The sequence below is a fragment of the Stenotrophomonas pictorum JCM 9942 genome (genome assembly GCF_001310775.1).
Lineage (GTDB): Bacteria > Pseudomonadota > Gammaproteobacteria > Xanthomonadales > Xanthomonadaceae > Stenotrophomonas > Stenotrophomonas pictorum.
The window spans coordinates 1-17,523 of sequence record NZ_BAZI01000019.1 but is presented as its reverse complement, the minus strand read 5'-3'; the positions used below and the strand labels follow the sequence as shown (position 1 = coordinate 17,523).

The following is a 17,523-nucleotide window of genomic DNA, read 5'->3' as shown; positions in this document are numbered from 1 at the left end:
CGGACACCCCCGCGCCGTGGCTGGTGGGCTGCAAGCGGTCAAGTTGTGCCTGCTGTTGAGCGCGCCCCATCTGGCTCAACAGCGGGGTGCGTGCAGACGTGTCGTGCACACAACCCCAGTAGTGCTGGAAGGTCTGGCCGAGCGGACTTTCGCGTCCGCACTCGCTGCATTTCTGGCTCATTCCCCCACCTCGGCGCTGGTGGCCTGCGCACCGGTCCATGCCGGGTGGTGTATGGCTTTAGCTGCTAGGTACGCGTCGCCAGCTTCCTTGGCAGTTGCGTACCGTCCAATCACCTCTTGTTTGAAGTTAATTCGGATAATCGCCTCCCACGGATCGACGCTCCCTCCGCGATAACGGACCCCAACATAGCCATGCGGGTTTCGATGCGGAATGCAGCAGTTCTGCTGGTTCTCTTGCGGCGTCACTTCGCGCAGGTTCTCCCACCTGTTGTCGAGGCGGTCCCCATTACGGTGATCAATCTGCATTTCCGGCCACGCTCCCGTTTGCAGTAGCCACGCCACGCGATGGGCGCGATAGTGCTTGCCATCGAGCCCGATCGATCGGTAACCGTGGCTGTCCACCTTTCCAGCGACACTGCCCTTGTTTGCTCTCCCCCTGGTAACAAGCCAAGTGAAGTCGCCAGTTTCAGGGTTGTAGGAAACTGCCTTCTGAATATCCATGGTCAGTCGGCCTCCACATCGTCGCCCTTGGGGTTGGCGTCGATCAGGGACAGAATATCTGCGAGGACAATGTCCGGGTCGGCTTGGTCTGCAGGTACGCGCATCGGGGCCTGTCCCGTCGTAATGCGCACAATTGCAGCCTTGATGCGTTCGCGGAACTGCTCAAGGTCGATCCCCGGCGCTGCGGGGGTGCTCATCGTAGGTTTCTCGATCAGCGCACGAATGTCATCGACGGGGCTACCGGTGTAGCTGCGGTCAGTCGCCCAGCGATCAGCCAATGCGCGCAGGGTTGCCACGTCCACAGCCGTCGCCGCAGCGACGGGGGCGGCTGCATAGCCATCAATGCCATAGGTGCCAATGATCCCCAGCGCGTGGCGGCCCTTCGGCAACGCCAAAAGCTGCACTTCGGGAAGGTTGCTGCCGAGGTCAAGATAACCGCCAGCGCCGATGTCGAGATACGCCACCGCCTCCTGCGCTGCGGGGGTGCTTGCAGCCTCCAGTGCCTTGCGCATCCATGCGGGCGCGTAGCTAACGGCATGGCCGCCAGCATCATCAAATGCCTTCATGGCTGCGCCGAGGCGCGACGGATCGACAACCGGCGCTGCGGCGACGGGGGCGGCGTAGAGCTTCGTGACGGGCCACCCTTTATTCCGCCACCGCTCTGCGACGACTGGATCGAAGGTTGTCGCTGACCTGTCGGTCAGGTGGTCGTCTGTGAACCACGCCACCGCCTCCTGCGCTGCGGCGACGGGGGCGGCGTAGAGCGGGATGGCAATAGAGCCTGACGGTCCCCACTGCTGAATCCCTTCGATTGCCAGCGACTCCGAAGTGTAAAAATCGTCACCAACTTGCCACGCCGCCGCCTCCTGTGCTGCGGCGACGGAGGCTGCGAAACTGTCGCGGAAACCGAGGAACAGCTTGTATACGGGGCTGTCGTTGCCGCCGGCCAGCTTCCACAGCTGATCAAGCGCCTGATCATATGCATCAAGCCCAGCCTCCTGCGCTGCGGCGGGCAGCACTGGTGCTTGGATATCCGGCAAGCCGGTGGGTTCGGTGTTACTCATCACAGCACCCCGCGATTCGTCACGAACGGGATCGAGTCATCCGCAAACTCTTCCATCGTCTCCCGCGCACTCGGGGCATCGGTTGCACGCTCCGGACGCTGGCGCTGGGGTGCGCCGCCACGGCTGCCACTGCTGCCGCCGGACTGGGAGTCGGATTTCCCGCCAACCAGGGTTACATCGGCCACGCGCAGGGTGATGTAGGTCTTTCCGTCATGCTCACGCGTACCCAGCTCGCCGGACACGCCCAGCTGCGAGCCCTTCGTGATGTATTCGCCGACCTTCTCGAATCGCTTGCCCCATGCGGAGCAGTCGATCCAGATGGTTTGCTTCTTGTCGCCGAAGCCGGAATCCACGGCCAGCGACCAGCCGGTAACGGGATCGCCGCCTTGAGTGAATCTACAAACGGCATCTTTACCAACCCTTCCGATGAAATTGCAGTTGTTCATTTTGGAGACCTCTTGTTGAGCGCATATAGGCGAGCCGTAGATGGGCTGATTCCCATGGATAGTCCGATTGATGTGTAAGCTTCACCAGCCGCGCGGCGGCGTTTGATCGTTTCGGCCTGCTCGTGCGTGAGTGCTGGCTGCTGTTGTGGGCCTAACCTTCTATTGGATCCGCGTCGTCCCCGCCGGATCATGTCGGCTATGTTTTTCTTCTGGTCGCCGGCTTCCAAGTGATCCGGATTGACGCACGATGGGTTGTCACACTTGTGGAGAATGAAAAGGCCGGCGGGGATGGAGCCGTTGGCCATCTCAAACGAGACTCTGTGAGCTTTGAGCGGCGACTTTCCGCGCCCAGCCGATAGGCGCCCATAGCCCAGCCTGTCTTTTGTCCCACGCCATTCCCAGCAGCCAGATTCCGCCTTGTTGACATACTTCCAGAATCGTTCAGAGATTGGCGCTGGCTTGGCATTTGCCCGGTTGGCGCAAGGTTGAGAGCAGAAACGCCGGAGCGCCCAGGTTTTCTCATCGTCTCGGGGCCGCTTGCTAAATCGGGTTCCGCATTCAACGCATTCTTTGCCTACACGGCCCACTGCGTTGAAACAATTCATGCGGCGCTCCTGATGTTCTTCATGTTCTCGACGATGGCCTCGACTTCAGCGTCAGCGACAGTCACGGCATCCCTGAGTTGATTGATTGCCGCCTCATCGCGCTGCACGCGCGTGATTGCGAGATCCAGCTTCCGGGAAGCGCGGATCGAAGCTCACGACGTCGCACCACTGGCGGCCGGTGATCCACATCTGCCCCTGTACCTGCCAGCGGTATTCCTTCGCATGCGCGCCATTGCTCAGCGCGGCGAAATGCTTTGCCTGCGATGCCGGGCACTTGAATTCCACCAGCCCGTCATCGCCAAGCAGGCCGTCTGGCGATACGCCGACATTGGCCCAGCGCGGGTCGGTGACAAACGACGCAAGCTCTACCAGCTCGCCGGTATGGGCTTCATACGCACCGCGCGCCAGCGGCTCCAGCTCCGATCCCCGGCGCATGGCATCGTTGGTAAACGACTGCTCCGGCTCGCCGGTCAGGCGCTCAAGCGCAAGCGTGATGATCAGGTTCTGTCGGCTCGCGGATGGGCCAGACTTCGTTGTCGCCATCAAGTCAGCGAAGCGGGAGGCGGTGAACTTGCCGGCACGCGCGGCCAGCCATTCGGTTGATCCCTGAATCACTGGGCCACCTCCACGGCGTCAGCTTCTCTGCAATTTCCTTGAACTCCTGGACGCGATCCTTGACCAGCTCGCGCTGTGCCGGCGCCGACTTCCATACCTCGCGGAAGTGAGCCACGCCCTTCTGAGCCTCGGCACGGAAGTGAGCCAGGGCGGCGTCGCGCTCGGGGCTGTCTGCGGGCGTTGCCTGTTCAATCGCCAGCGCCGCTGCCTTGCTCGGCTGCGATACACGAACCACCTCCGCCTCAACAATCCGCTCCGCCTCGTCCTGCTCGTAGATTCCCACGAAACCGAACGCCAGCCGGGCGCACTGAATCATTGACTTGTGGCGCAGCATCCGGCGCGGGTGCGACTTCCACGGGCCGACACCATCGCGGCGGCACTCGGCCATCCACTCGGTGACCTTGATCGGGTGGTTGCGGTCCTTGCGGTAGATGATGCAGGTGCAAGATTCATCGTCCTGCTGGAAGTCCATGCCGTCGAACATGGCGTGCGAATTGATGATCCGCGACCAGCCGTCAACACCGACCACCGGCACGATGCCATTGTTGCGGTCGGGGAATGCGTAGATCTCTTTCGTCCACGGGTTAAGGCCGTATTGATTGGCGACGACCAGGAGCGCGATCATCTGCGCATCCGACACCTGACCCTTGAACGCGGTCGCCTTCAATACTGATACCAGCGCGGCCGGATCTTCCGACGCAATGGACAGCGACTTTGCGAGATTTGCTGTTTGCGAAACTACGAGATTGCTCATTTCCTGCTCCATGTGTGTAGTTGCCGGTGCGTCGCGGCTGCCGGCACAGCCCAGTTCCTTGCACTTCCGTGTGCTAGCGCGACGCTCGCCCCACTCGGTTGTAGTTGCCGGCTCTGGGGAGCCCGGCCGGCGCGGGGTGCCTGCGGGGAACAGGCGGGGGATCAGCGAACCGGCCGCTTCGTCTGCGGCGGGAAATCGGGAATTTTCGTGGGCGGCACAATCTGCGGCTTGCGGCGCTCGCGGTTGAAGATGTGCAGCTCATCCCAGGCGAAGATGGCCGCGATGATTGCGAGCAGGCCGAACACGAGGACGAAGCTGTAGGCGTACTTGTGCCACGCTAGCCAAGACAGGCCGGCCAGCAGCAGTGAGGCGAGTACCCACATTGCGAAGGGGGCGAGGTTTTTCATTCCGCGTCTCCGGCTGCCTTGGCGATGGCATCCCGGGCGGCGAAGTAGGCGAGCGCCAGCGCGGACGACGGAATCTCGTCATAGATGCGGTCGTCGTCCCAATCTGGCCCGATGCCACAGAAGTGGCCCATCGCCTCAATGAGCATCACGTTCGCCTTGTGACTATCCGTCGCGGCGGCGCGGCGGTTCCATTTGGATACGAAACCCTCCTTGAATCCGAACTCCACCGGCCCGCTGGACTGACAGCGAGTGCAGGCGATGCAGGACCCGCCTTCGTTTTCGCTGTCGCCGGGGCCAAAATCGATGCGCTCGGCCTCGCCGCCACAGAACGGACACGCCAGCAGCTCCCTGGCCCGCTGTTCATCACTCATCATCGATCTCCTTTTCGTCGCAGCAGATGCCGCTTTCGGCTTCGATTCGGTCCAGCGGGTCAGGGATTGGCAGCGGCGGGATGCCCTGCTGTATCGCCTTGATGAAATCGAGGTCATCCATCACGGCTGCACCTGCGCTGCGCACCAGATCATCAGCAGCCACATGCAGCTGATGACCGTGTAGCCGAAAACATTCCAGGCGAAGCGCTTCATGACAGCGCTCCCAGCAGGGTGGCCACGCCAACTCCGAGGCCGAACGACACCGCGGCGATCACCACCATCAAGATGGCGTCCTCGCGGGCGCGGCGCGCCAGTTCGCGTTCGAGAGTGGCGCTCATGCGTAACCTGCCTTTGCGATAGCAACTCGCATCCCGTTGGTGACGACTGGGCATCCGAAATCGTCCAACTGAGTGGCGTAGCAAAGCCCGTCCATGCAGAACTCGCCTTTGCGATCACCCCACGACCGCCAGTAAGCGATACCTGCGCACAGGACCCGGCAGACCATGGCGTGGTCTGGCGCGGCCGCGATCAGGCGGGCGTTGGCGCGCATCACTTCATAGCCGAGCTGCGTGGGAGTACCGAGATAGCTCGTATCCGGAACAGAGCTCACATCCGCGATGCACCATCCGTCGGTGCTGTCTGCGGGAGCACCATCACCGCTATCTGCTCCCAGAGCCGCATGGACCCGGACGCCATCGATGACGGACCACGGCCCCGGCGTTCCCTTGAACTCACTCATCGCAACTCTCCTTTTCGTCGCAGCAGATGCCGTTTTCGGCTTCGATTTGGTCCAGCGGGTCAGGGATTGGCAGCGGCGGGATGCCCTGCTGCATCGCCTTGATGAAGTCGGGGTCGTCCATCACGGCTGCACCTGCGCAGCGCACCAGAGCATCAGCAGCCACATGCAGCTGATGACCGTGTAGCCGAAAACGTTCCAGGCGAAGCGCTTCATGACAGCGCTCCCAGCAACGACGCCACGCCAACGCCGAGGCCAACACCGAGGCCGAATGACACCGCGGCGATCACGACCAAGAAGATGGCGTCCTCGCGTGCACGGCGCTCCAGCTCGCGCTCGAGAGTGGTGCTCATGCGGCACCCCGGCATTCATTCACCGCGCGGCGCAGGTTCTCGCAGGTTTCGCACGGGCAGCCGTGGGCATAGGAATTATCGGCAGCAGCGATCAGCCGCTCTACGTTGTCGCGAGCCTGTTTCGTGCGCCGGATTTCCAGCTCGATCACTTCGGCGCTGTCGCCGGCTGCGCGCTTGTCGGCGGCCAGCTGTTCCAGCTCCACGACGTAGCGGTCGAAGACTTCGAGGGCGGGGGAGGCGCTCATGCTGCGCGCTCCTGCAAGCCTTCCGGGTCGCGGTCGTCGTACTCAGGAAAGTGCTTGTCGGCTTCGCTGGAGGCATCGGACTCGGCGTCGCGGCGAATGCGCGAGGTGGCAACGGCGCTCAGCTCGCGGAACAGCGGCAAGCCGGCCTCGGCCATGCCGCAGTCGGTCTGCGCGATGTCGAACGCAGCGCGGAAGCGGGCCAGCGACTTGAGCAAGCGCTCGCCGTCGTCCTCATAGCCGATGAACTCGCTGATGGCATCGGCCACCCGGTCCTCATCGGCCAGGCGCTCGGCGGTCAGTTCCTTGGTGCGTTCGGCGATGAACTCGTCCCGGGCTTCTTCACGGGAGTCGATCGCGTCGTTGCGGGTCTTCCAGTTGTCGTAGGCCGTAGCCATGTTCCGTTCCCCGTATGGCCCGGGTGGGCCGACGGAGGGAGTAAATCATGGGTTACTTGCGACAGTCAACTATAATTTACTCAATGGGCAAAAAAAGGGCCGGCGCACTGCCAGCCCTGTGCTTTTCAGGCGTACCGCGAGCGAATCAGGCCAGCCTCGTCGAATGTGATGCCGTCGGCGAGGCATTCGCGCCCGCGCTCAAGATCCCTGTGGAGTGCGATCAGGTCGTCGTCAGAAAGGTCATCGATGCCGGCCACCCCTACGGTGGCCTGGTCAACAAGGAGTTGGAACCCAAACTGCCGATATGCCCTTACAAGACTCTTGATGACGCGGACATGGCTCTGCCGGGTGATGTCATCCATCTTCCCAATGAAGCCGCACTCGACTGCTGCCCCCTTAGCTGGCGGCGCTGCGTTTATCCGCTGCAGCAGCTTGCCCAGCAAGTCGTCCGTTTTGCTCATCATCACTCCTGTCAGAATCGCGCTTCGCCCGCCAGTGGGCGAAGTCCACCAAATTCCTCTGATCCACAGGCCTCTCATCCTCTGCAATCCATGCGTAGGCGTCGGCAAAAAGATCTGCCTCAGTACGTATGGAGAAATCCTTGCCAAGTGATGAGAAGGCCTGTTCTAGGAAATCCAGCGTCTGAATAAGGATGGCCGGGTCGGGTCGCGCAAGCTGAGATTGCCGAGACGAAGCTGCGTCACGAGGGCCTTCGCCAGTTGAAAGCCAGCGCAAGTTGACGCCGAAGTACCGCGCCCAGCCTTCGAGAAAGATGCCGTTCGGAGTCTGGTTGTGCCCCTTTTCCAGCCGGCCAACGTACTGCTTCGACGTGCCGACGATGTCGGCCATCTGGGGCTGGGTCATGTCGGCGCCCTCGCGGAGCTGCCTGAGTCGGTCACCGATAGTCATGTAACTAATGATTGACCCTTGGCGGTAACTTCGGGTTGACCACCGCAAGTAAACAGTGATTTACTTGCGGCATGAACCCGACCATCGCTGACGCAAAAGCCGCCCTCGGCATCGAAACGAACGCTGAGTTCGCCCGCTTCCTTGGCCTCCCGAAGCAGTCGCTGACGGGGCGCGCAGATACCGACCAGATGCCGGATGCCTGGTGCTGGCGTGCTGCAAAGAAGCGGCCCGATCTGTTTGGGCCTGCCGCAGAAAGCAGCGCCGAGGCTGTCGCCTGACATGCCCACCTCAGCATCTCGGGAACGGCACAACAACGCCTGGCTGGGCAGGGCGCTTCCGTTCGCGCTTCGGCACGAACCGCACGGCAACCCGATCACCACAGCGACTCACGGCGTAGAGCCGGCCGCACATCCGCACGAGCGTGATCACGTTCGGCGGGCAATTCCTCACTGACACATCCATCGGCTCAGTCCATTGGGCTGGGCCTTTATTTCGCCTTCGCGCGGAGTTAAACGCTATGAAACGCCATGAAACCCCGTTAAACCAAAAGTCCCTCCGGCTGGCTTTCGGCGTGCACAACGCGGCGAAAGACGCACCGGCAAAGGTCGTGCGTCAGATCGAGAGCGAGGCCCAGGCGCTGGCGGTCTCCATTGCCGCCGGCAGCCACAAGCTGGACTACGTGGCCGCGTGCATCGGCCGCAGCCGCAGCTACGTGTCGCGGATGCAGACGGGGTCGGCCCCGATCCCGGATCGGCTGATCTCACCGCTGTGCGCTGCGACGGGCACCAATCTGCTGCGCCAGTACGTCGACATGCAGCGCGCACTGAGCGGGCAGGGCGATGTGCAGCGCCTGGCTGCGTTGATGCAGGTGGCGGCATGAGCCCCGTCCGCGACCAGGTGGGGATGTGCGACGTGTGCCTGGAGGCCCTGCACGGCCCGGCCATGACCGAGGACGAGGTGCGCGAGCATCTGGCGCGCTGCGCTGAAGAGGATGCCCGGGCGGAGCGTAGGCGGCGGCCATCGCCGCAACTGGATCTGGGAGGTAGTGGTGAGTAATCACTGGCTTCGCCTGTGGCACGAAATGCCTCACGACCCGAAGTGGAGGACTATCGCGCGCCACTCCGGGCAGCCGATCAGCCTGGTTCAGGCCGTTTATCTGCACCTTCTGGTTGATGCGTCACGCAATGTCACGCGTGGTCACGCAAGTGTCACGAATGAGGATTTGGCGAGCGCGCTCGACTGTGACGAATCGCAGATTGATGCGGTGCTCGGTGCGATGCAGGGGCGCGTGCTTGAGGGGATGGCGATCTCGGGATGGGAGAAGCGGCAACCCAAGCGCGAGGATGCTGGAAACTCCGAAACCCGCGCCAAGACTGCATCTCAGAGGAAGCGGGAGCAGCGCGAACGTGATCGAGAGTCACGCAATGTCACGCAATGTCACGACGAGTCACGCAATGTCACGACAGATAAAGATAAAGATAAAGATACAGAAAGAGCTGAAGAGGCTAACGCCTCTTTGTCCGCAGCTTCGCAGCGTGACGACGATTCAGCCCCCGATGACGACAACAGCGAACAGCCGGGGCGGGTTGCATGCCCCCACCAGCAGATCGTCAGCCTGTACCACGAGGTCCTCCCCGAACTGCGGCAGGTCCGCGACTGGAACGAAACGCGACGGCGTCTGCTGGGCCGTCGATGGTCCGAACAACCAGCGCGGCAGGACCTGGAGTGGTGGCGGGGCTTTTTCGGCTACGTCCGCGAGTCGGATTTCCTGATGGGCAAGACGATCGGCCGCGACGGCCGCCCGTTCGACTGCGACCTGGAATGGCTTGTCCGGCCGACGAATTTTGCGAAAGTGATCGAGGGGAAATACGAAAATGACCGCGCTTGATGCTCGCGCCGAGATCGACCGCATGGCCGCGCTGTACGCAATGCCGGATGACGCGCCGATGGTGCGGGTGGTTCCGCACAGCGTGCAGGCCGAGCAGGCCGTGCTGGGTGGCCTGATGCTGGCACCGGAGGCGTGGCCATTGGTGGCCGACTCGCTGACCGAGGCCGACTTCTACCGCGCCGACCATGCGCTGATTTTCCGCAGCATCCGCCAGGCTGCAGACGCCGGCCAGCCGTTCGATGTGGTGACGATGGCCGAGTGGTTCGAGGCCCGCGGGTTGCTGGGGCAGGTAGGGGATGGCGCCTATCTGATCGAGCTGGCCAGCACCACACCATCGGCGGCCAACATCGTGGCGCATGCTGGGATCGTGAGCGCCATGGCCACGCGCCGCCGGCTGATCGAGTTCGGGCACAACCTGGCCGATGCTGCGTTTGAGCGCGACGGTCGCGACGTTGCTGAGATCATCACCGAGGCAGGGCAGCAGTTCGGTGAGCTGCAGCCAGCGCAGAAGGGCGGTCTGCTGCTGGCGTCCGACAGCCTGAAGAGCTGGTTCGCCCGGTTCACGGAGCGCAGCGAGCGTGGCGAGCGCATCACCGGCTTGCCGACGCAGTGGCATGCACTCAACGATGCCACCCATGGCCTGCAGCCGGCCACGCTGTACCTGATCGCTGCGCGCCCGAGCATGGGCAAATCGGTGTTTGGGCTGAACCTAGCCACGTTCGCTGCGCTGCGCGGCAAGACCGTGGGCCTGTTCTCGCTGGAGATGAGTCAGGACGATTGCCACACGCGCAACGTTTCAGCACTGGGTGAGATCCCTCACGACTGGCTGCAAGCGCCGAACCTGGCTGCAGACGACGCCGACAGCTACTCCACCCGGATGCATACCGCGCTGCGGCAGCTGAAAGGGTCGCAGCTGTACATCGATGACACCGCCGGCATCAGCGTTCGGCAGTTCGAGGCCCGCGCACGTCGGCTGCACTACCGGCACAAGCTGGATCTGTTGGTGGTTGACCACATCCACGATTTCAAGATCGATGCGAAGCAGGCGAGGTTCGAGTACGGCGCGATCGCTCAGGCCGGCAAGAATCTAGCGAAGGAGTGGAATATTCCCGTAGTCATGCTCGCGCAGTTGAACCGCAACGTTTCAGGGCGAACCGAGCGCCGACCGACGCTGACCGACCTGCGTGAGTCGGGAGAGCTGGAGCAGAAGGCCGACGTGATCGTGTTCCTTCACCGGGAGGATTACTACGACACACCAGAAAGCAAGACCCACCTGCAGGGCGTGCTGGAGATGCATATCGCCAAGGGGCGCAACGTGCGCGCTGGCGCGCGGCTGAACTTCCGCAACCGGTTCGACCAGATGCGCATCGATGACTGGGAAGGCTCGCTACCAGCGGCGCCGCAGCCGACAGAGCAAAAGGCGAAAGGCTTCCCCGGCGCAAGGAAGACGGCTGCTTCTGCCGTGGAGGGTTTCTGATGCGCTGGCAACTTGGCGAAAACAAGCAGCACCTGCGCTCGGAATGCGGGCGGTTCTATCTGCCGAAGTTCCACGGCATCAACGGCCCGGTGTACCGACTGGTGGACGGCACGACAGGCATCTGCACGGAGCATGGCGAAGGCGCGAAAGAGCGATGTATGCAGCGTGCGGAGGAAATCCTACGGCGCGACATGGAGACGAGGAAATGAGTGCACTGGAGAAACAGGTCGGCGGTGGGCACTACCGTGTGGGCGGGATCCAGCCAGTGCAGTATGCCGAAGCCAATGAACTCAGGTTCCTGGAGGCCTGTGTGGTGAAGCGTGTCACCCGGCACAACCGCGAGGGCGGCAAGGGCCGGCAGGACATCGAGAAAGCCATCCATGAGCTGCAGCTGCTGCTGGAGCTGCGCTATGGGGGTGAGTCATGAAGCGCCTGTTCGTGATGCGCCACGACAATCCGCAGCGGCTGGTGATCGCCGATCGCGCGATCGCCGAGCTACTGGAGCGCGTCGGGGTAGGGCAGGACACTGAGGTTGAGATCCGCGAACCGCGGCGCACCCTGGACGCCAACGCCTGCATGTGGGCGACGCTGGGCGATATCGCCGCTCAGGTGGACTGGCCTCATACCAATGGCAAGGGCGAATGGGCTATCGCGCGGATGCCGGCCGAATCGTGGAAGGCGGTGCTGACGGCGGCGTTCGAGGGCGAGACGCGCATGGCCCAGGGTGTCGGCGGCGGCAGCGTGATGCTCGGTGCCCGGACCAGCCAGTACAGCCGGCGGAAAATGGGCGAGTTCATCGAGTTCACACACGCGTTCGGTGCTGAGCGCGGCGTGCGGTGGTCGGCCAAAGCCGAGGACGAGCTGGCAATGTGGGCGCCGGTGCGGAGGGTTGCCTGATGCACACCAAGAACGCCAAGGCCATCACCGCGGCCGAAGACGCGCACCTGAAGGCGGTCAAGGACATGCCATGCAGCGTTTGCGATGCCCCAAGCCCCAGTGACGCCCACCACATCAACCAGGGCCAGCACTTCACGACCGTAGCCCTGTGCAAGGACTGCCACCAGGGCAGCTTCAACGGCTGGCACGGCCAGAAGCGCATGTGGACGGTCATGAAGATGGATGAACTCGCCGCGCTGAACGTGACCCTGCGCCGGCTCAACCAGAGGGATGCAGCATGATCACCCTGACCCTTCCGTACCCGCCCAGCGCCAACCGGTACTGGCGCCATGGCACCATCAAAGGCCGGGCCGCGATCTTCCTGTCGAAGGAGGCCAAGGACTACAAGGCCGTGGTCGCCACCCTGGCCAAGGTCGCGGGCATCCGGCAGCCGCATGCCGGCCGCACCGCGCTGACCATCCGGCTGTACCCGAACCGGCCGCAGGACTGGGCGAAGCGCGCCCGCAAGGACCCGTACACCTGGGATGACACCGTCCAATGCATTGACCTCGGCAACTGCGAAAAGGTCCTGTCCGACGCGCTGAACGGCGTGGCCTGGGTGGACGACAAGAAGCACCGCCGCATTCTGCTCGAGCGCATGGAGCCGGACGAGAGGGGCGCGCGGGTGGAGGTCGAGATCGAGTTCCTCGCCGCGGCACCGTCGCTGCTGGATGGGGTGGCCGCTTGACCGACGTTCGCATGTGGAAGCGGTACCGGGCACGGATCCACCGCCTTGGCCGGTGCTCGGTGTGCCAGTTCCGGGAGCTGACCGAGGGCGCTTATCACTGCGCGCGGCAGCCGGAGCGGCAGGGGGCATGCGTGATCGATGGGAAGTTGCCGGCGTTCCGGCTGGACACCGAAGTGCTGGACGAGCTGCGAGACGGATAGGGCAGGAGGAGACGATGGCCGCGTCGAACCACGACAGCAACCGTGATCCCACGCCGCGCCGGCAGGTAGAGCGCTGCATCAAGCCGGCGTTTCACCTGACTGACTGCGCAACGCTGCAGGTCCTGGCCGGCAAGCTGCAGAAGCGCATCCGGCAGACGCTGTATGCCCGCGGCGCTGGAACTATGGTGGCCATCAACGGGCAGGGTGAGGTGTACCTGCTGATGGCCGGGGAGGCCAGGACCGACAAGTTCTACGCCGAGAACTACGGAATCGTGATGGGCGTCTATGCCGAGCTTCCGATGGGAGGGGGCAATGCGACAGTCCCGGATCTGGACGTGCTGGCCGAGGACATTCGGTTCCACCTGCCTGCCGGTGCGCTGATCGACGAGCCTGCGCAAGCAGCTGAGCCAAAGCCTGTGCAGTTGGAACTCGTCTTCCCTCCGTTGCATGAGTTCGCAGCTGCCGCGTAATGGCGGCATGAGCGACCGCCAGACGCCCACAATCATCGAGCCACATCACGGAGCGCCGGCCGGGGCGCTATTTGCAGTACCGGCACGACCAGCGGGCAGGTGTCGACAACAGCCCGCAGCCGACACGGAAGGGGCCGCGTGCGGCCGGCCGGGGGCCATGACCCACGGTGACGCCAATGCTTCCGGGAATCGGCGACTCTTTGCTGTAGGGGGCTGACCCCATGGCAGGACTGACGCCCAAGCAGGAGGCCTTCTGCCAGCGCTACCTGGAGAGCGGGAACGCCAGCGAGGCCTACCGGCAGTGCTACAGCGCCGAGAAGGCAAAACCCGAGACGATCAACCGCTCGGCGAAGGAGCTGCTCGATAACCCCAAGATCGCCGCAAGGCTTGATGAGCTCCGAGGGGTGGCTCTGGCTGCTCATGGGGTCACGATCGCCAGCCTGGTGGCAGAGCTGGAAGAGGCCCGGCAGGTTGCCAAGAAGCGGGAGCAGGGCGCCGCAATGGTGCAAGCACCATGGGGAAGGCAAAGCTGGCAGGGCTGGACGATGGCGAGAAGGATGACGACGACGCGCCTCCGCCTGCCGCCGTGACGGTCACCGTGGTCAGCGGGCGGAAACGTGCCAACGCTTAACGAGCCGCAGGCCGAGTTCCTCCAGCTGCCGCACAAGTTCCGGGCGTTCGTCGGGGGCTTTGGCTCGGGCAAGACCTGGGTGGGCTGCGGCTCACTGTGCCGGCATGCCTGGGAGTTCCCGCGCATCCCGGCCGGGTACTTCGCCCCCAGCTATCCGCAGATCCGCGACATCTTCTACCCGACGATCGAGGAGGTGGCCTTCGATTGGGGGCTCCGGGCGCAGATCAACCAGTCCAACAAGGAAGCGCACCTATACGCTGGCCGGCAGTACCGCGGCACAGTGATCTGCCGATCCATGGACAAGCCCTCGAGCATCGTGGGCTTCAAGGTGGGCAAGGCGCTGGTCGACGAGATCGACACGCTGAAGAAGCAGAAAGCGCATGAGGCCTGGCGCAAGATCATTGCCCGCCTGCGCGTGAAGGCGCCCGGCCTGCAGAACGGCATCGACGTCACCACGACGCCCGAGGGCTTCAACTTCGTCTACGAGCAGTTCGAGCAGATCCCGGGGCAGGACCCGAAGAAGGCCGGACTCTACGGCAAGGTGCACGCCAGCACCTACGACAACGAGGCCAACCTCCCGGACGACTACATCGAATCGCTGTTCGAGACGTACCCGGCGCAGCTGGTGCAGGCCTACATCGATGGCCAGTTCGTCAATCTGACCAGCGGCTCGGTCTACCCGGCCTTCAGCCGCAAGCTCAACTACACGCTGGCTACCATCAACGACGAAGACCGGCTCCACGTGGGCATGGACTTCAACGTGATGAACATGACGGCCATCGTCTGCGTCATCCGGGCCGGGCAGCCGCTGGCGCTGGAGGAGTTCACCGGCGTGCGTGATACGCCGGCCATGATCGTGGCGCTACGGGAGCGGTTTGGCGACCGGCAGATCGCCGTCTACCCAGACGCCAGCGGCGAGAGCACGCATACCAACAACGCCAGCGTCTCGGACCTGGGCTTGCTGCGTGCGGCTGGTTTCATCGTGCGGGTGCCGCCTGCCAATCCCCGCATCCGTGCCCGCGTGGTCAGCGTCAACGCGATGCTGTGCAACGCCCGCGGCGTGCGCCGGCTCCGCGTGAACCCACTCGGCTGCCCGAAGCTGACTGAAGCGCTGGAGAAGCAGGCGTTCGATGCCAACGGCATGCCGGACAAAACCACCGGCTTTGACCATCCGCCGGATGCGCTGGGCTACTTCATCCATAGCCGATTCCCTGCTGTGGCCAGCGCACGCGCGCCAACCTCCGTTGAACGGTCTCGGGTCATCACGCCTTATAGCCGCCAGTGGCTGGAGCACAGCGACGACGTGGCCGACGCAATGGAACGAAAGAGGAAGATGCTATGACCGGTCCCGGCGACCAGCTGGTGCAGGCAATGGAAGCGGACGAGATGGAGCAGGCCGAAGCCGAGCGCCGCGCCACTGCCACCTTGGAGGAAGAAGGGGCGGTCAAGGACTGGCTGAAGCGCATCGAGGAGGCTCGCGAGTTCGACAAAGCCGCCCGCGAGGCTACGCCAAGGACCGCAGGTACTGCCAGGAGCAGGCCAACGCCGACGTGTACGACGTGCGCGTGCCGATCGCCGGCACCTATGTCGGGATCCTGACGACCTTCCTGTACGCCCGGGACCCGGAGACCAGTGTCGACCTGGCCGAGGCTGTGTCGGCTCGCATCAAGGAGGAAGCGAAGGCGTTCGCCACCACGCTAGAGATCGTCGTCGGCCGGCTCTGGAAGAAGGGCAAGCTGAAGGCTGCAGCCGATCCGCTGGTGCGATCGGGCCTGAGTGTCGGTATTGGCTGGATCAAGGCGGCGTGGCACCGGGAGACCGGCAACAATCCGGCGCTGCAGCAGGAGATCGCCGGCCTGCACTCCAGCCTGGCGGCGATCAATCAGCTGCAGGCGAGTCTGGCCGAGGGCATCGTCGGCGACGACTCAGTCCAGCGCGCTGAGCTGGAGCAGCGACTGCAGCAGGCCGAGGACGAGGCGCAGCGCATCATCTTCAACGCCTTGTGCATCGACTTCGTGCGGGCCGAGGACATCCAAGTCGCGCCCGAGTGCGCCAGCTGCAGGCCTACGCCGACAGCCCGTGGATCGCCCAGCGGCTGTTCATGCCGGTGGAGAAAGCCAAGGCCACGTATCCGGATGCGGCTGAGCTTCTGGGCTCGGCCACTGCGTACTTCCGCGTGCCAGGCCGGCAAGTCGATGGCGCCGGCTTCGGTGGTGCAGCACCCGGGGCACAGGCCGATGCGTTCACCAAGGGGACGGCCGGTGCCACCGACACGAGCAACGCTTGCGTGTGCGTGTGGGAGGTCTGGAACAAGGAAACCGGCCACGTCATCACCCTGGCCGAGGGCTGCCCGCGCTACCTGCGCCAGCCGTTCAAGCCGGAGCAGCGCACCACGCGGTTCTACCCGTTCTTCAGCTGGGCGGTGATCTGGAACGACGGCGCGCGTCACCCGCAGTCGCTGGTCGACCGCTCGCGCTCGCTGCTGGACGAGTACAACCGCGTCCGCACGAACTACCGCGAGCATCGCCGCCGTGCGATCCCGAAGACGGGGTTCGATCGCGGTGCAATGGATCCTGTGGATGCCAACAAGCTGGCCGATGCCGCTTCCGGTGAAATGGTTGGCGTGGACCTGCAGGGCATGCGTCCCGAGCAGGTGCTTTTCCCGATCAGCTACAACCAGATTGACCCCGCGCTGTACGACACGCAGGTGATCCGCTCCGAGCTGGAGATGATCTGGGGCGTGCAGGAGGCGTTGTCGTCCAGCATCCAAGTGGCCAAGACCGCCACCGAGGCCGACATTCAGCAGCAGGGTACGGAGTCGCGCATCGGCTACGCCCGGGACAGCCTGGACGAAATGCTGTCCGACCTCGCGGTCTATACCGCCGAGCTGGCCACCTCGCCCAACGGCCTGACGCCCGAGGATGCCGCGGCAATGGCAGGTGTCGAGGCAATGTGGTTCAACGTGCCCGAGCCCGAGATGCTGGACATGGTGGTCCAAGTCGACATTCGTGCCGGTTCGTCTGGCAAGCCGGCCACCGCGCTGCGCCAGCAGCAGTGGTCGATCCTGCTGCCGCAGCTGCAGCAGGCCGCGATCCAGATTGGACAGATGCGCGGTTCGGCGCCGGGTGACATTGCCAACTGCCTGGAGCAGCTGGCGGTTGAGACAGTGAAGCGCGCCGGTGATACCAGCATCGACCCCTACAGCTTCATTCCGCAGGCGCCTGCCCCGGTTGCGCCGGGACTGCCGGGCGATCCCGCCCTGGATCCCGCGCTCGCACTCGGTGTCGATGGCGGCCAGCCGCCGATTGATGCATCCGCAATGCCTGACCCGGCCGCGATGACGCCGCCGGCAATCACCCCTGTTTGACCCGAAACGCCGCCAGCGAGGAGACACACGTGCGTATTGACCAGAACGAACCCGACACCAACACCGCCGTCGAGGATGACGGCACCGCCGCCGCTGCAGCTCAGGCCGCAGCCACCGTCGCCAGCAATGACGGCGACACCAACTCCGAGGCCATGGACGCCTTCAGCCAGGGCGTGGAGAAGGCCCGCGAGCAGGAGGTGCTGGAGGAGGGCGCCGCCCCGGCTGCTGCCGCTGATGGCCAGCCTGCTGCCGGTGCTGAAACCGATGCCGCTGGCAGCGAAAGCG

At 63.9% G+C, this 17,523-nt stretch carries 34 protein-coding genes; 16 read left to right on the top strand and 18 right to left on the bottom strand.

The features are described 5' to 3' along the window. The 18 genes from JCM9942_RS19580 to JCM9942_RS02575 form a co-directional block, all read right to left on the bottom strand. A partial coding sequence (locus JCM9942_RS19580) for a hypothetical protein (protein WP_218185449.1) occupies window positions 1-181 on the bottom strand: 181 nt, incomplete at its 3' end. Further along, window positions 178-681 carry an HNH endonuclease signature motif containing protein gene (locus JCM9942_RS02630; RefSeq protein WP_054657417.1) on the bottom strand — a complete coding sequence of 168 codons (504 nt, stop codon included), beginning with the start codon at window positions 679-681 and terminating at the stop codon, window positions 178-180. The genes JCM9942_RS19580 and JCM9942_RS02630, both read right to left, overlap by 4 nt. Before the next feature lie 2 nt (window positions 682-683). Then, on the bottom strand, window positions 684-1,745 hold the full coding sequence (locus JCM9942_RS02625) for a hypothetical protein (RefSeq protein WP_145974354.1): 1,062 nt from the start codon (window positions 1,743-1,745) through the stop codon (window positions 684-686). Further along, window positions 1,745-2,191, bottom strand: a complete 447-nt coding sequence (locus JCM9942_RS02620; RefSeq protein ID WP_083468376.1) for a single-stranded DNA-binding protein — start codon at window positions 2,189-2,191, stop codon at window positions 1,745-1,747. The genes JCM9942_RS02625 and JCM9942_RS02620 overlap by 1 nt, the downstream gene beginning before the upstream one ends. Further along, window positions 2,188-2,796: an HNH endonuclease gene (locus JCM9942_RS20610; RefSeq protein WP_083468375.1), complete on the bottom strand. Its 609-nt coding sequence runs from the start codon at window positions 2,794-2,796 to the stop codon at window positions 2,188-2,190. The genes JCM9942_RS02620 and JCM9942_RS20610 overlap by 4 nt, the downstream gene beginning before the upstream one ends. A 93-nt stretch (window positions 2,797-2,889) precedes the next feature. Then, window positions 2,890-3,339, bottom strand: coding sequence for a lambda exonuclease family protein (locus tag JCM9942_RS02615; protein WP_256202275.1), 450 nt, complete (start codon window positions 3,337-3,339; stop codon window positions 2,890-2,892). 4 nt (window positions 3,340-3,343) lie between these two features. Then, window positions 3,344-4,165 (bottom strand): phage recombination protein Bet, encoded by an 822-nt coding sequence (gene bet, locus JCM9942_RS20485; protein WP_083468377.1) that lies wholly within the window; start codon window positions 4,163-4,165, stop codon window positions 3,344-3,346. Window positions 4,166-4,326: 161 nt separating this feature from the next. After that, window positions 4,327-4,572 carry a hypothetical protein gene (locus JCM9942_RS02605; RefSeq protein ID WP_145974353.1) on the bottom strand — a complete coding sequence of 82 codons (246 nt, stop codon included), beginning with the start codon at window positions 4,570-4,572 and terminating at the stop codon, window positions 4,327-4,329. Next, entirely contained in the window at window positions 4,569-4,943 is a 375-nt protein-coding gene (locus tag JCM9942_RS18755; protein ID WP_054657407.1) for a Lar family restriction alleviation protein, read from the bottom strand. Before JCM9942_RS18755 ends, JCM9942_RS02605 begins: the two co-directional genes overlap by 4 nt. After that, a complete protein-coding gene (locus tag JCM9942_RS19875; protein WP_256202274.1) occupies window positions 4,936-5,064 on the bottom strand; it encodes a hypothetical protein in 129 nt (42 codons plus the stop codon). The genes JCM9942_RS18755 and JCM9942_RS19875 overlap by 8 nt, the downstream gene beginning before the upstream one ends. 88 nt (window positions 5,065-5,152) lie before the next feature. Then, window positions 5,153-5,281 (bottom strand): hypothetical protein, encoded by a 129-nt coding sequence (locus JCM9942_RS19870; protein ID WP_256202273.1) that lies wholly within the window; start codon window positions 5,279-5,281, stop codon window positions 5,153-5,155. Beyond that, a complete protein-coding gene (locus JCM9942_RS02595; protein ID WP_054657405.1) occupies window positions 5,278-5,682 on the bottom strand; it encodes a hypothetical protein in 405 nt (134 codons plus the stop codon). The genes JCM9942_RS19870 and JCM9942_RS02595 overlap by 4 nt, the downstream gene beginning before the upstream one ends. Continuing rightward, window positions 5,675-5,803, bottom strand: coding sequence for a hypothetical protein (locus JCM9942_RS19865; RefSeq protein ID WP_256202272.1), 129 nt, complete (start codon window positions 5,801-5,803; stop codon window positions 5,675-5,677). Before JCM9942_RS19865 ends, JCM9942_RS02595 begins: the two co-directional genes overlap by 8 nt. Before the next feature lie 88 nt (window positions 5,804-5,891). After that, window positions 5,892-6,032, bottom strand: a complete 141-nt coding sequence (locus JCM9942_RS18750) for a hypothetical protein (protein ID WP_157722746.1) — start codon at window positions 6,030-6,032, stop codon at window positions 5,892-5,894. Continuing rightward, a complete protein-coding gene (locus JCM9942_RS02590; protein ID WP_054657403.1) occupies window positions 6,029-6,277 on the bottom strand; it encodes a hypothetical protein in 249 nt (82 codons plus the stop codon). Before JCM9942_RS02590 ends, JCM9942_RS18750 begins: the two co-directional genes overlap by 4 nt. Next, complete coding sequence (locus tag JCM9942_RS02585; protein ID WP_054657401.1) at window positions 6,274-6,672, bottom strand: hypothetical protein; 399 nt, start codon at window positions 6,670-6,672, stop codon at window positions 6,274-6,276. Before JCM9942_RS02585 ends, JCM9942_RS02590 begins: the two co-directional genes overlap by 4 nt. Window positions 6,673-6,797: 125 nt before the next feature. Next, on the bottom strand, window positions 6,798-7,034 hold the full coding sequence (locus JCM9942_RS02580) for a hypothetical protein (RefSeq protein ID WP_054657399.1): 237 nt from the start codon (window positions 7,032-7,034) through the stop codon (window positions 6,798-6,800). Between the two features lie 34 nt (window positions 7,035-7,068). After that, window positions 7,069-7,581: a helix-turn-helix domain-containing protein gene (locus JCM9942_RS02575; RefSeq protein ID WP_054657397.1), complete on the bottom strand. Its 513-nt coding sequence runs from the start codon at window positions 7,579-7,581 to the stop codon at window positions 7,069-7,071. Window positions 7,582-7,652: 71 nt separating this feature from the next. Between JCM9942_RS02575 and JCM9942_RS02570 the strand changes: the two genes are divergently transcribed. The 16 genes from JCM9942_RS02570 to JCM9942_RS02485 all read left to right on the top strand — a co-directional run. Continuing rightward, complete coding sequence (locus JCM9942_RS02570) at window positions 7,653-7,859, top strand: hypothetical protein (RefSeq protein ID WP_054657395.1); 207 nt, start codon at window positions 7,653-7,655, stop codon at window positions 7,857-7,859. 143 nt (window positions 7,860-8,002) lie between these two features. Continuing rightward, on the top strand, window positions 8,003-8,461 hold the full coding sequence (locus JCM9942_RS02565) for a hypothetical protein (protein WP_172675028.1): 459 nt from the start codon (window positions 8,003-8,005) through the stop codon (window positions 8,459-8,461). Then, a complete protein-coding gene (locus JCM9942_RS02560) occupies window positions 8,458-8,637 on the top strand; it encodes a hypothetical protein (protein WP_054657391.1) in 180 nt (59 codons plus the stop codon). The genes JCM9942_RS02565 and JCM9942_RS02560 overlap by 4 nt, the downstream gene beginning before the upstream one ends. Then, window positions 8,630-9,469, top strand: coding sequence for a hypothetical protein (locus JCM9942_RS02555; protein WP_145974351.1), 840 nt, complete (start codon window positions 8,630-8,632; stop codon window positions 9,467-9,469). Before JCM9942_RS02560 ends, JCM9942_RS02555 begins: the two co-directional genes overlap by 8 nt. Continuing rightward, window positions 9,456-10,946 carry a replicative DNA helicase gene (locus JCM9942_RS02550; RefSeq protein WP_241772753.1) on the top strand — a complete coding sequence of 497 codons (1,491 nt, stop codon included), beginning with the start codon at window positions 9,456-9,458 and terminating at the stop codon, window positions 10,944-10,946. The genes JCM9942_RS02555 and JCM9942_RS02550 overlap by 14 nt, the downstream gene beginning before the upstream one ends. After that, window positions 10,946-11,155: a hypothetical protein gene (locus JCM9942_RS02545; RefSeq protein WP_054657387.1), complete on the top strand. Its 210-nt coding sequence runs from the start codon at window positions 10,946-10,948 to the stop codon at window positions 11,153-11,155. The genes JCM9942_RS02550 and JCM9942_RS02545 overlap by 1 nt, the downstream gene beginning before the upstream one ends. Next, window positions 11,152-11,373 (top strand): hypothetical protein, encoded by a 222-nt coding sequence (locus JCM9942_RS02540; protein ID WP_054657385.1) that lies wholly within the window; start codon window positions 11,152-11,154, stop codon window positions 11,371-11,373. Before JCM9942_RS02545 ends, JCM9942_RS02540 begins: the two co-directional genes overlap by 4 nt. Further along, entirely contained in the window at window positions 11,370-11,843 is a 474-nt protein-coding gene (locus JCM9942_RS02535) for a recombination protein NinB (RefSeq protein ID WP_054657383.1), read from the top strand. Before JCM9942_RS02540 ends, JCM9942_RS02535 begins: the two co-directional genes overlap by 4 nt. Then, complete coding sequence (locus tag JCM9942_RS02530) at window positions 11,843-12,124, top strand: hypothetical protein (protein WP_054657381.1); 282 nt, start codon at window positions 11,843-11,845, stop codon at window positions 12,122-12,124. Before JCM9942_RS02535 ends, JCM9942_RS02530 begins: the two co-directional genes overlap by 1 nt. Further along, the gene (locus JCM9942_RS02525) at window positions 12,121-12,570 is read left to right on the top strand and encodes a RusA family crossover junction endodeoxyribonuclease (RefSeq protein WP_054657379.1); all 450 of its coding nucleotides are present in this window, start codon (window positions 12,121-12,123) and stop codon (window positions 12,568-12,570) included. Before JCM9942_RS02530 ends, JCM9942_RS02525 begins: the two co-directional genes overlap by 4 nt. 214 nt (window positions 12,571-12,784) lie before the next feature. Further along, window positions 12,785-13,240, top strand: coding sequence for a hypothetical protein (locus tag JCM9942_RS02515; RefSeq protein WP_054657375.1), 456 nt, complete (start codon window positions 12,785-12,787; stop codon window positions 13,238-13,240). A gap of 221 nt (window positions 13,241-13,461) precedes the next feature. Then, the gene (locus JCM9942_RS02510) at window positions 13,462-13,830 is read left to right on the top strand and encodes a terminase small subunit (protein ID WP_054657373.1); all 369 of its coding nucleotides are present in this window, start codon (window positions 13,462-13,464) and stop codon (window positions 13,828-13,830) included. Window positions 13,831-13,857: 27 nt separating this feature from the next. Beyond that, on the top strand, window positions 13,858-15,213 hold the full coding sequence (locus tag JCM9942_RS02505) for a terminase large subunit domain-containing protein (protein WP_054657371.1): 1,356 nt from the start codon (window positions 13,858-13,860) through the stop codon (window positions 15,211-15,213). Further along, a complete protein-coding gene (locus tag JCM9942_RS02500; RefSeq protein WP_054657369.1) occupies window positions 15,210-15,470 on the top strand; it encodes a hypothetical protein in 261 nt (86 codons plus the stop codon). Before JCM9942_RS02505 ends, JCM9942_RS02500 begins: the two co-directional genes overlap by 4 nt. A gap of 448 nt (window positions 15,471-15,918) precedes the next feature. Then, window positions 15,919-17,238 carry a hypothetical protein gene (locus JCM9942_RS02490; protein WP_054657365.1) on the top strand — a complete coding sequence of 440 codons (1,320 nt, stop codon included), beginning with the start codon at window positions 15,919-15,921 and terminating at the stop codon, window positions 17,236-17,238. A gap of 29 nt (window positions 17,239-17,267) precedes the next feature. Continuing rightward, window positions 17,268-17,523, top strand: a 256-nt coding sequence (locus JCM9942_RS02485; RefSeq protein ID WP_157722744.1) for a hypothetical protein, incomplete at its 3' end; no start/stop codon positions are given.

Bases quoted from the DNA above. Each gene is read 5' to 3' on its own strand.
- JCM9942_RS02630 (WP_054657417.1), bottom strand. From the start codon at position 681: ATGGATATTCAGAAGGCAGTTTCCTACAACCCTGAAACTGGCGACTTC.
- JCM9942_RS02625 (WP_145974354.1), bottom strand. From the start codon at position 1,745: ATGAGTAACACCGAACCCACCGGCTTGCCGGATATCCAAGCACCAGTG.
- JCM9942_RS02620 (WP_083468376.1), bottom strand. From the start codon at position 2,191: ATGAACAACTGCAATTTCATCGGAAGGGTTGGTAAAGATGCCGTTTGT.
- JCM9942_RS20610 (WP_083468375.1), bottom strand. From the start codon at position 2,796: ATGAATTGTTTCAACGCAGTGGGCCGTGTAGGCAAAGAATGCGTTGAA.
- JCM9942_RS02615 (WP_256202275.1), bottom strand. From the start codon at position 3,339: ATGGCGACAACGAAGTCTGGCCCATCCGCGAGCCGACAGAACCTGATC.
- bet (WP_083468377.1), bottom strand. From the start codon at position 4,165: ATGAGCAATCTCGTAGTTTCGCAAACAGCAAATCTCGCAAAGTCGCTG.
- JCM9942_RS02605 (WP_145974353.1), bottom strand. From the start codon at position 4,572: ATGAAAAACCTCGCCCCCTTCGCAATGTGGGTACTCGCCTCACTGCTG.
- JCM9942_RS18755 (WP_054657407.1), bottom strand. From the start codon at position 4,943: ATGAGTGATGAACAGCGGGCCAGGGAGCTGCTGGCGTGTCCGTTCTGT.
- JCM9942_RS19875 (WP_256202274.1), bottom strand. From the start codon at position 5,064: ATGGATGACCTCGATTTCATCAAGGCGATACAGCAGGGCATCCCGCCG.
- JCM9942_RS19870 (WP_256202273.1), bottom strand. From the start codon at position 5,281: ATGAGCGCCACTCTCGAACGCGAACTGGCGCGCCGCGCCCGCGAGGAC.
- JCM9942_RS02595 (WP_054657405.1), bottom strand. From the start codon at position 5,682: ATGAGTGAGTTCAAGGGAACGCCGGGGCCGTGGTCCGTCATCGATGGC.
- JCM9942_RS19865 (WP_256202272.1), bottom strand. From the start codon at position 5,803: ATGGACGACCCCGACTTCATCAAGGCGATGCAGCAGGGCATCCCGCCG.
- JCM9942_RS18750 (WP_157722746.1), bottom strand. From the start codon at position 6,032: ATGAGCACCACTCTCGAGCGCGAGCTGGAGCGCCGTGCACGCGAGGAC.
- JCM9942_RS02590 (WP_054657403.1), bottom strand. From the start codon at position 6,277: ATGAGCGCCTCCCCCGCCCTCGAAGTCTTCGACCGCTACGTCGTGGAG.
- JCM9942_RS02585 (WP_054657401.1), bottom strand. From the start codon at position 6,672: ATGGCTACGGCCTACGACAACTGGAAGACCCGCAACGACGCGATCGAC.
- JCM9942_RS02580 (WP_054657399.1), bottom strand. From the start codon at position 7,034: ATGGATGACATCACCCGGCAGAGCCATGTCCGCGTCATCAAGAGTCTT.
- JCM9942_RS02575 (WP_054657397.1), bottom strand. From the start codon at position 7,581: ATGACTATCGGTGACCGACTCAGGCAGCTCCGCGAGGGCGCCGACATG.
- JCM9942_RS02570 (WP_054657395.1), top strand. From the start codon at position 7,653: ATGAACCCGACCATCGCTGACGCAAAAGCCGCCCTCGGCATCGAAACG.
- JCM9942_RS02560 (WP_054657391.1), top strand. From the start codon at position 8,458: ATGAGCCCCGTCCGCGACCAGGTGGGGATGTGCGACGTGTGCCTGGAG.
- JCM9942_RS02550 (WP_241772753.1), top strand. From the start codon at position 9,456: ATGACCGCGCTTGATGCTCGCGCCGAGATCGACCGCATGGCCGCGCTG.
- JCM9942_RS02545 (WP_054657387.1), top strand. From the start codon at position 10,946: ATGCGCTGGCAACTTGGCGAAAACAAGCAGCACCTGCGCTCGGAATGC.
- JCM9942_RS02540 (WP_054657385.1), top strand. From the start codon at position 11,152: ATGAGTGCACTGGAGAAACAGGTCGGCGGTGGGCACTACCGTGTGGGC.
- JCM9942_RS02535 (WP_054657383.1), top strand. From the start codon at position 11,370: ATGAAGCGCCTGTTCGTGATGCGCCACGACAATCCGCAGCGGCTGGTG.
- JCM9942_RS02530 (WP_054657381.1), top strand. From the start codon at position 11,843: ATGCACACCAAGAACGCCAAGGCCATCACCGCGGCCGAAGACGCGCAC.
- JCM9942_RS02525 (WP_054657379.1), top strand. From the start codon at position 12,121: ATGATCACCCTGACCCTTCCGTACCCGCCCAGCGCCAACCGGTACTGG.
- JCM9942_RS02515 (WP_054657375.1), top strand. From the start codon at position 12,785: ATGGCCGCGTCGAACCACGACAGCAACCGTGATCCCACGCCGCGCCGG.
- JCM9942_RS02510 (WP_054657373.1), top strand. From the start codon at position 13,462: ATGGCAGGACTGACGCCCAAGCAGGAGGCCTTCTGCCAGCGCTACCTG.
- JCM9942_RS02500 (WP_054657369.1), top strand. From the start codon at position 15,210: ATGACCGGTCCCGGCGACCAGCTGGTGCAGGCAATGGAAGCGGACGAG.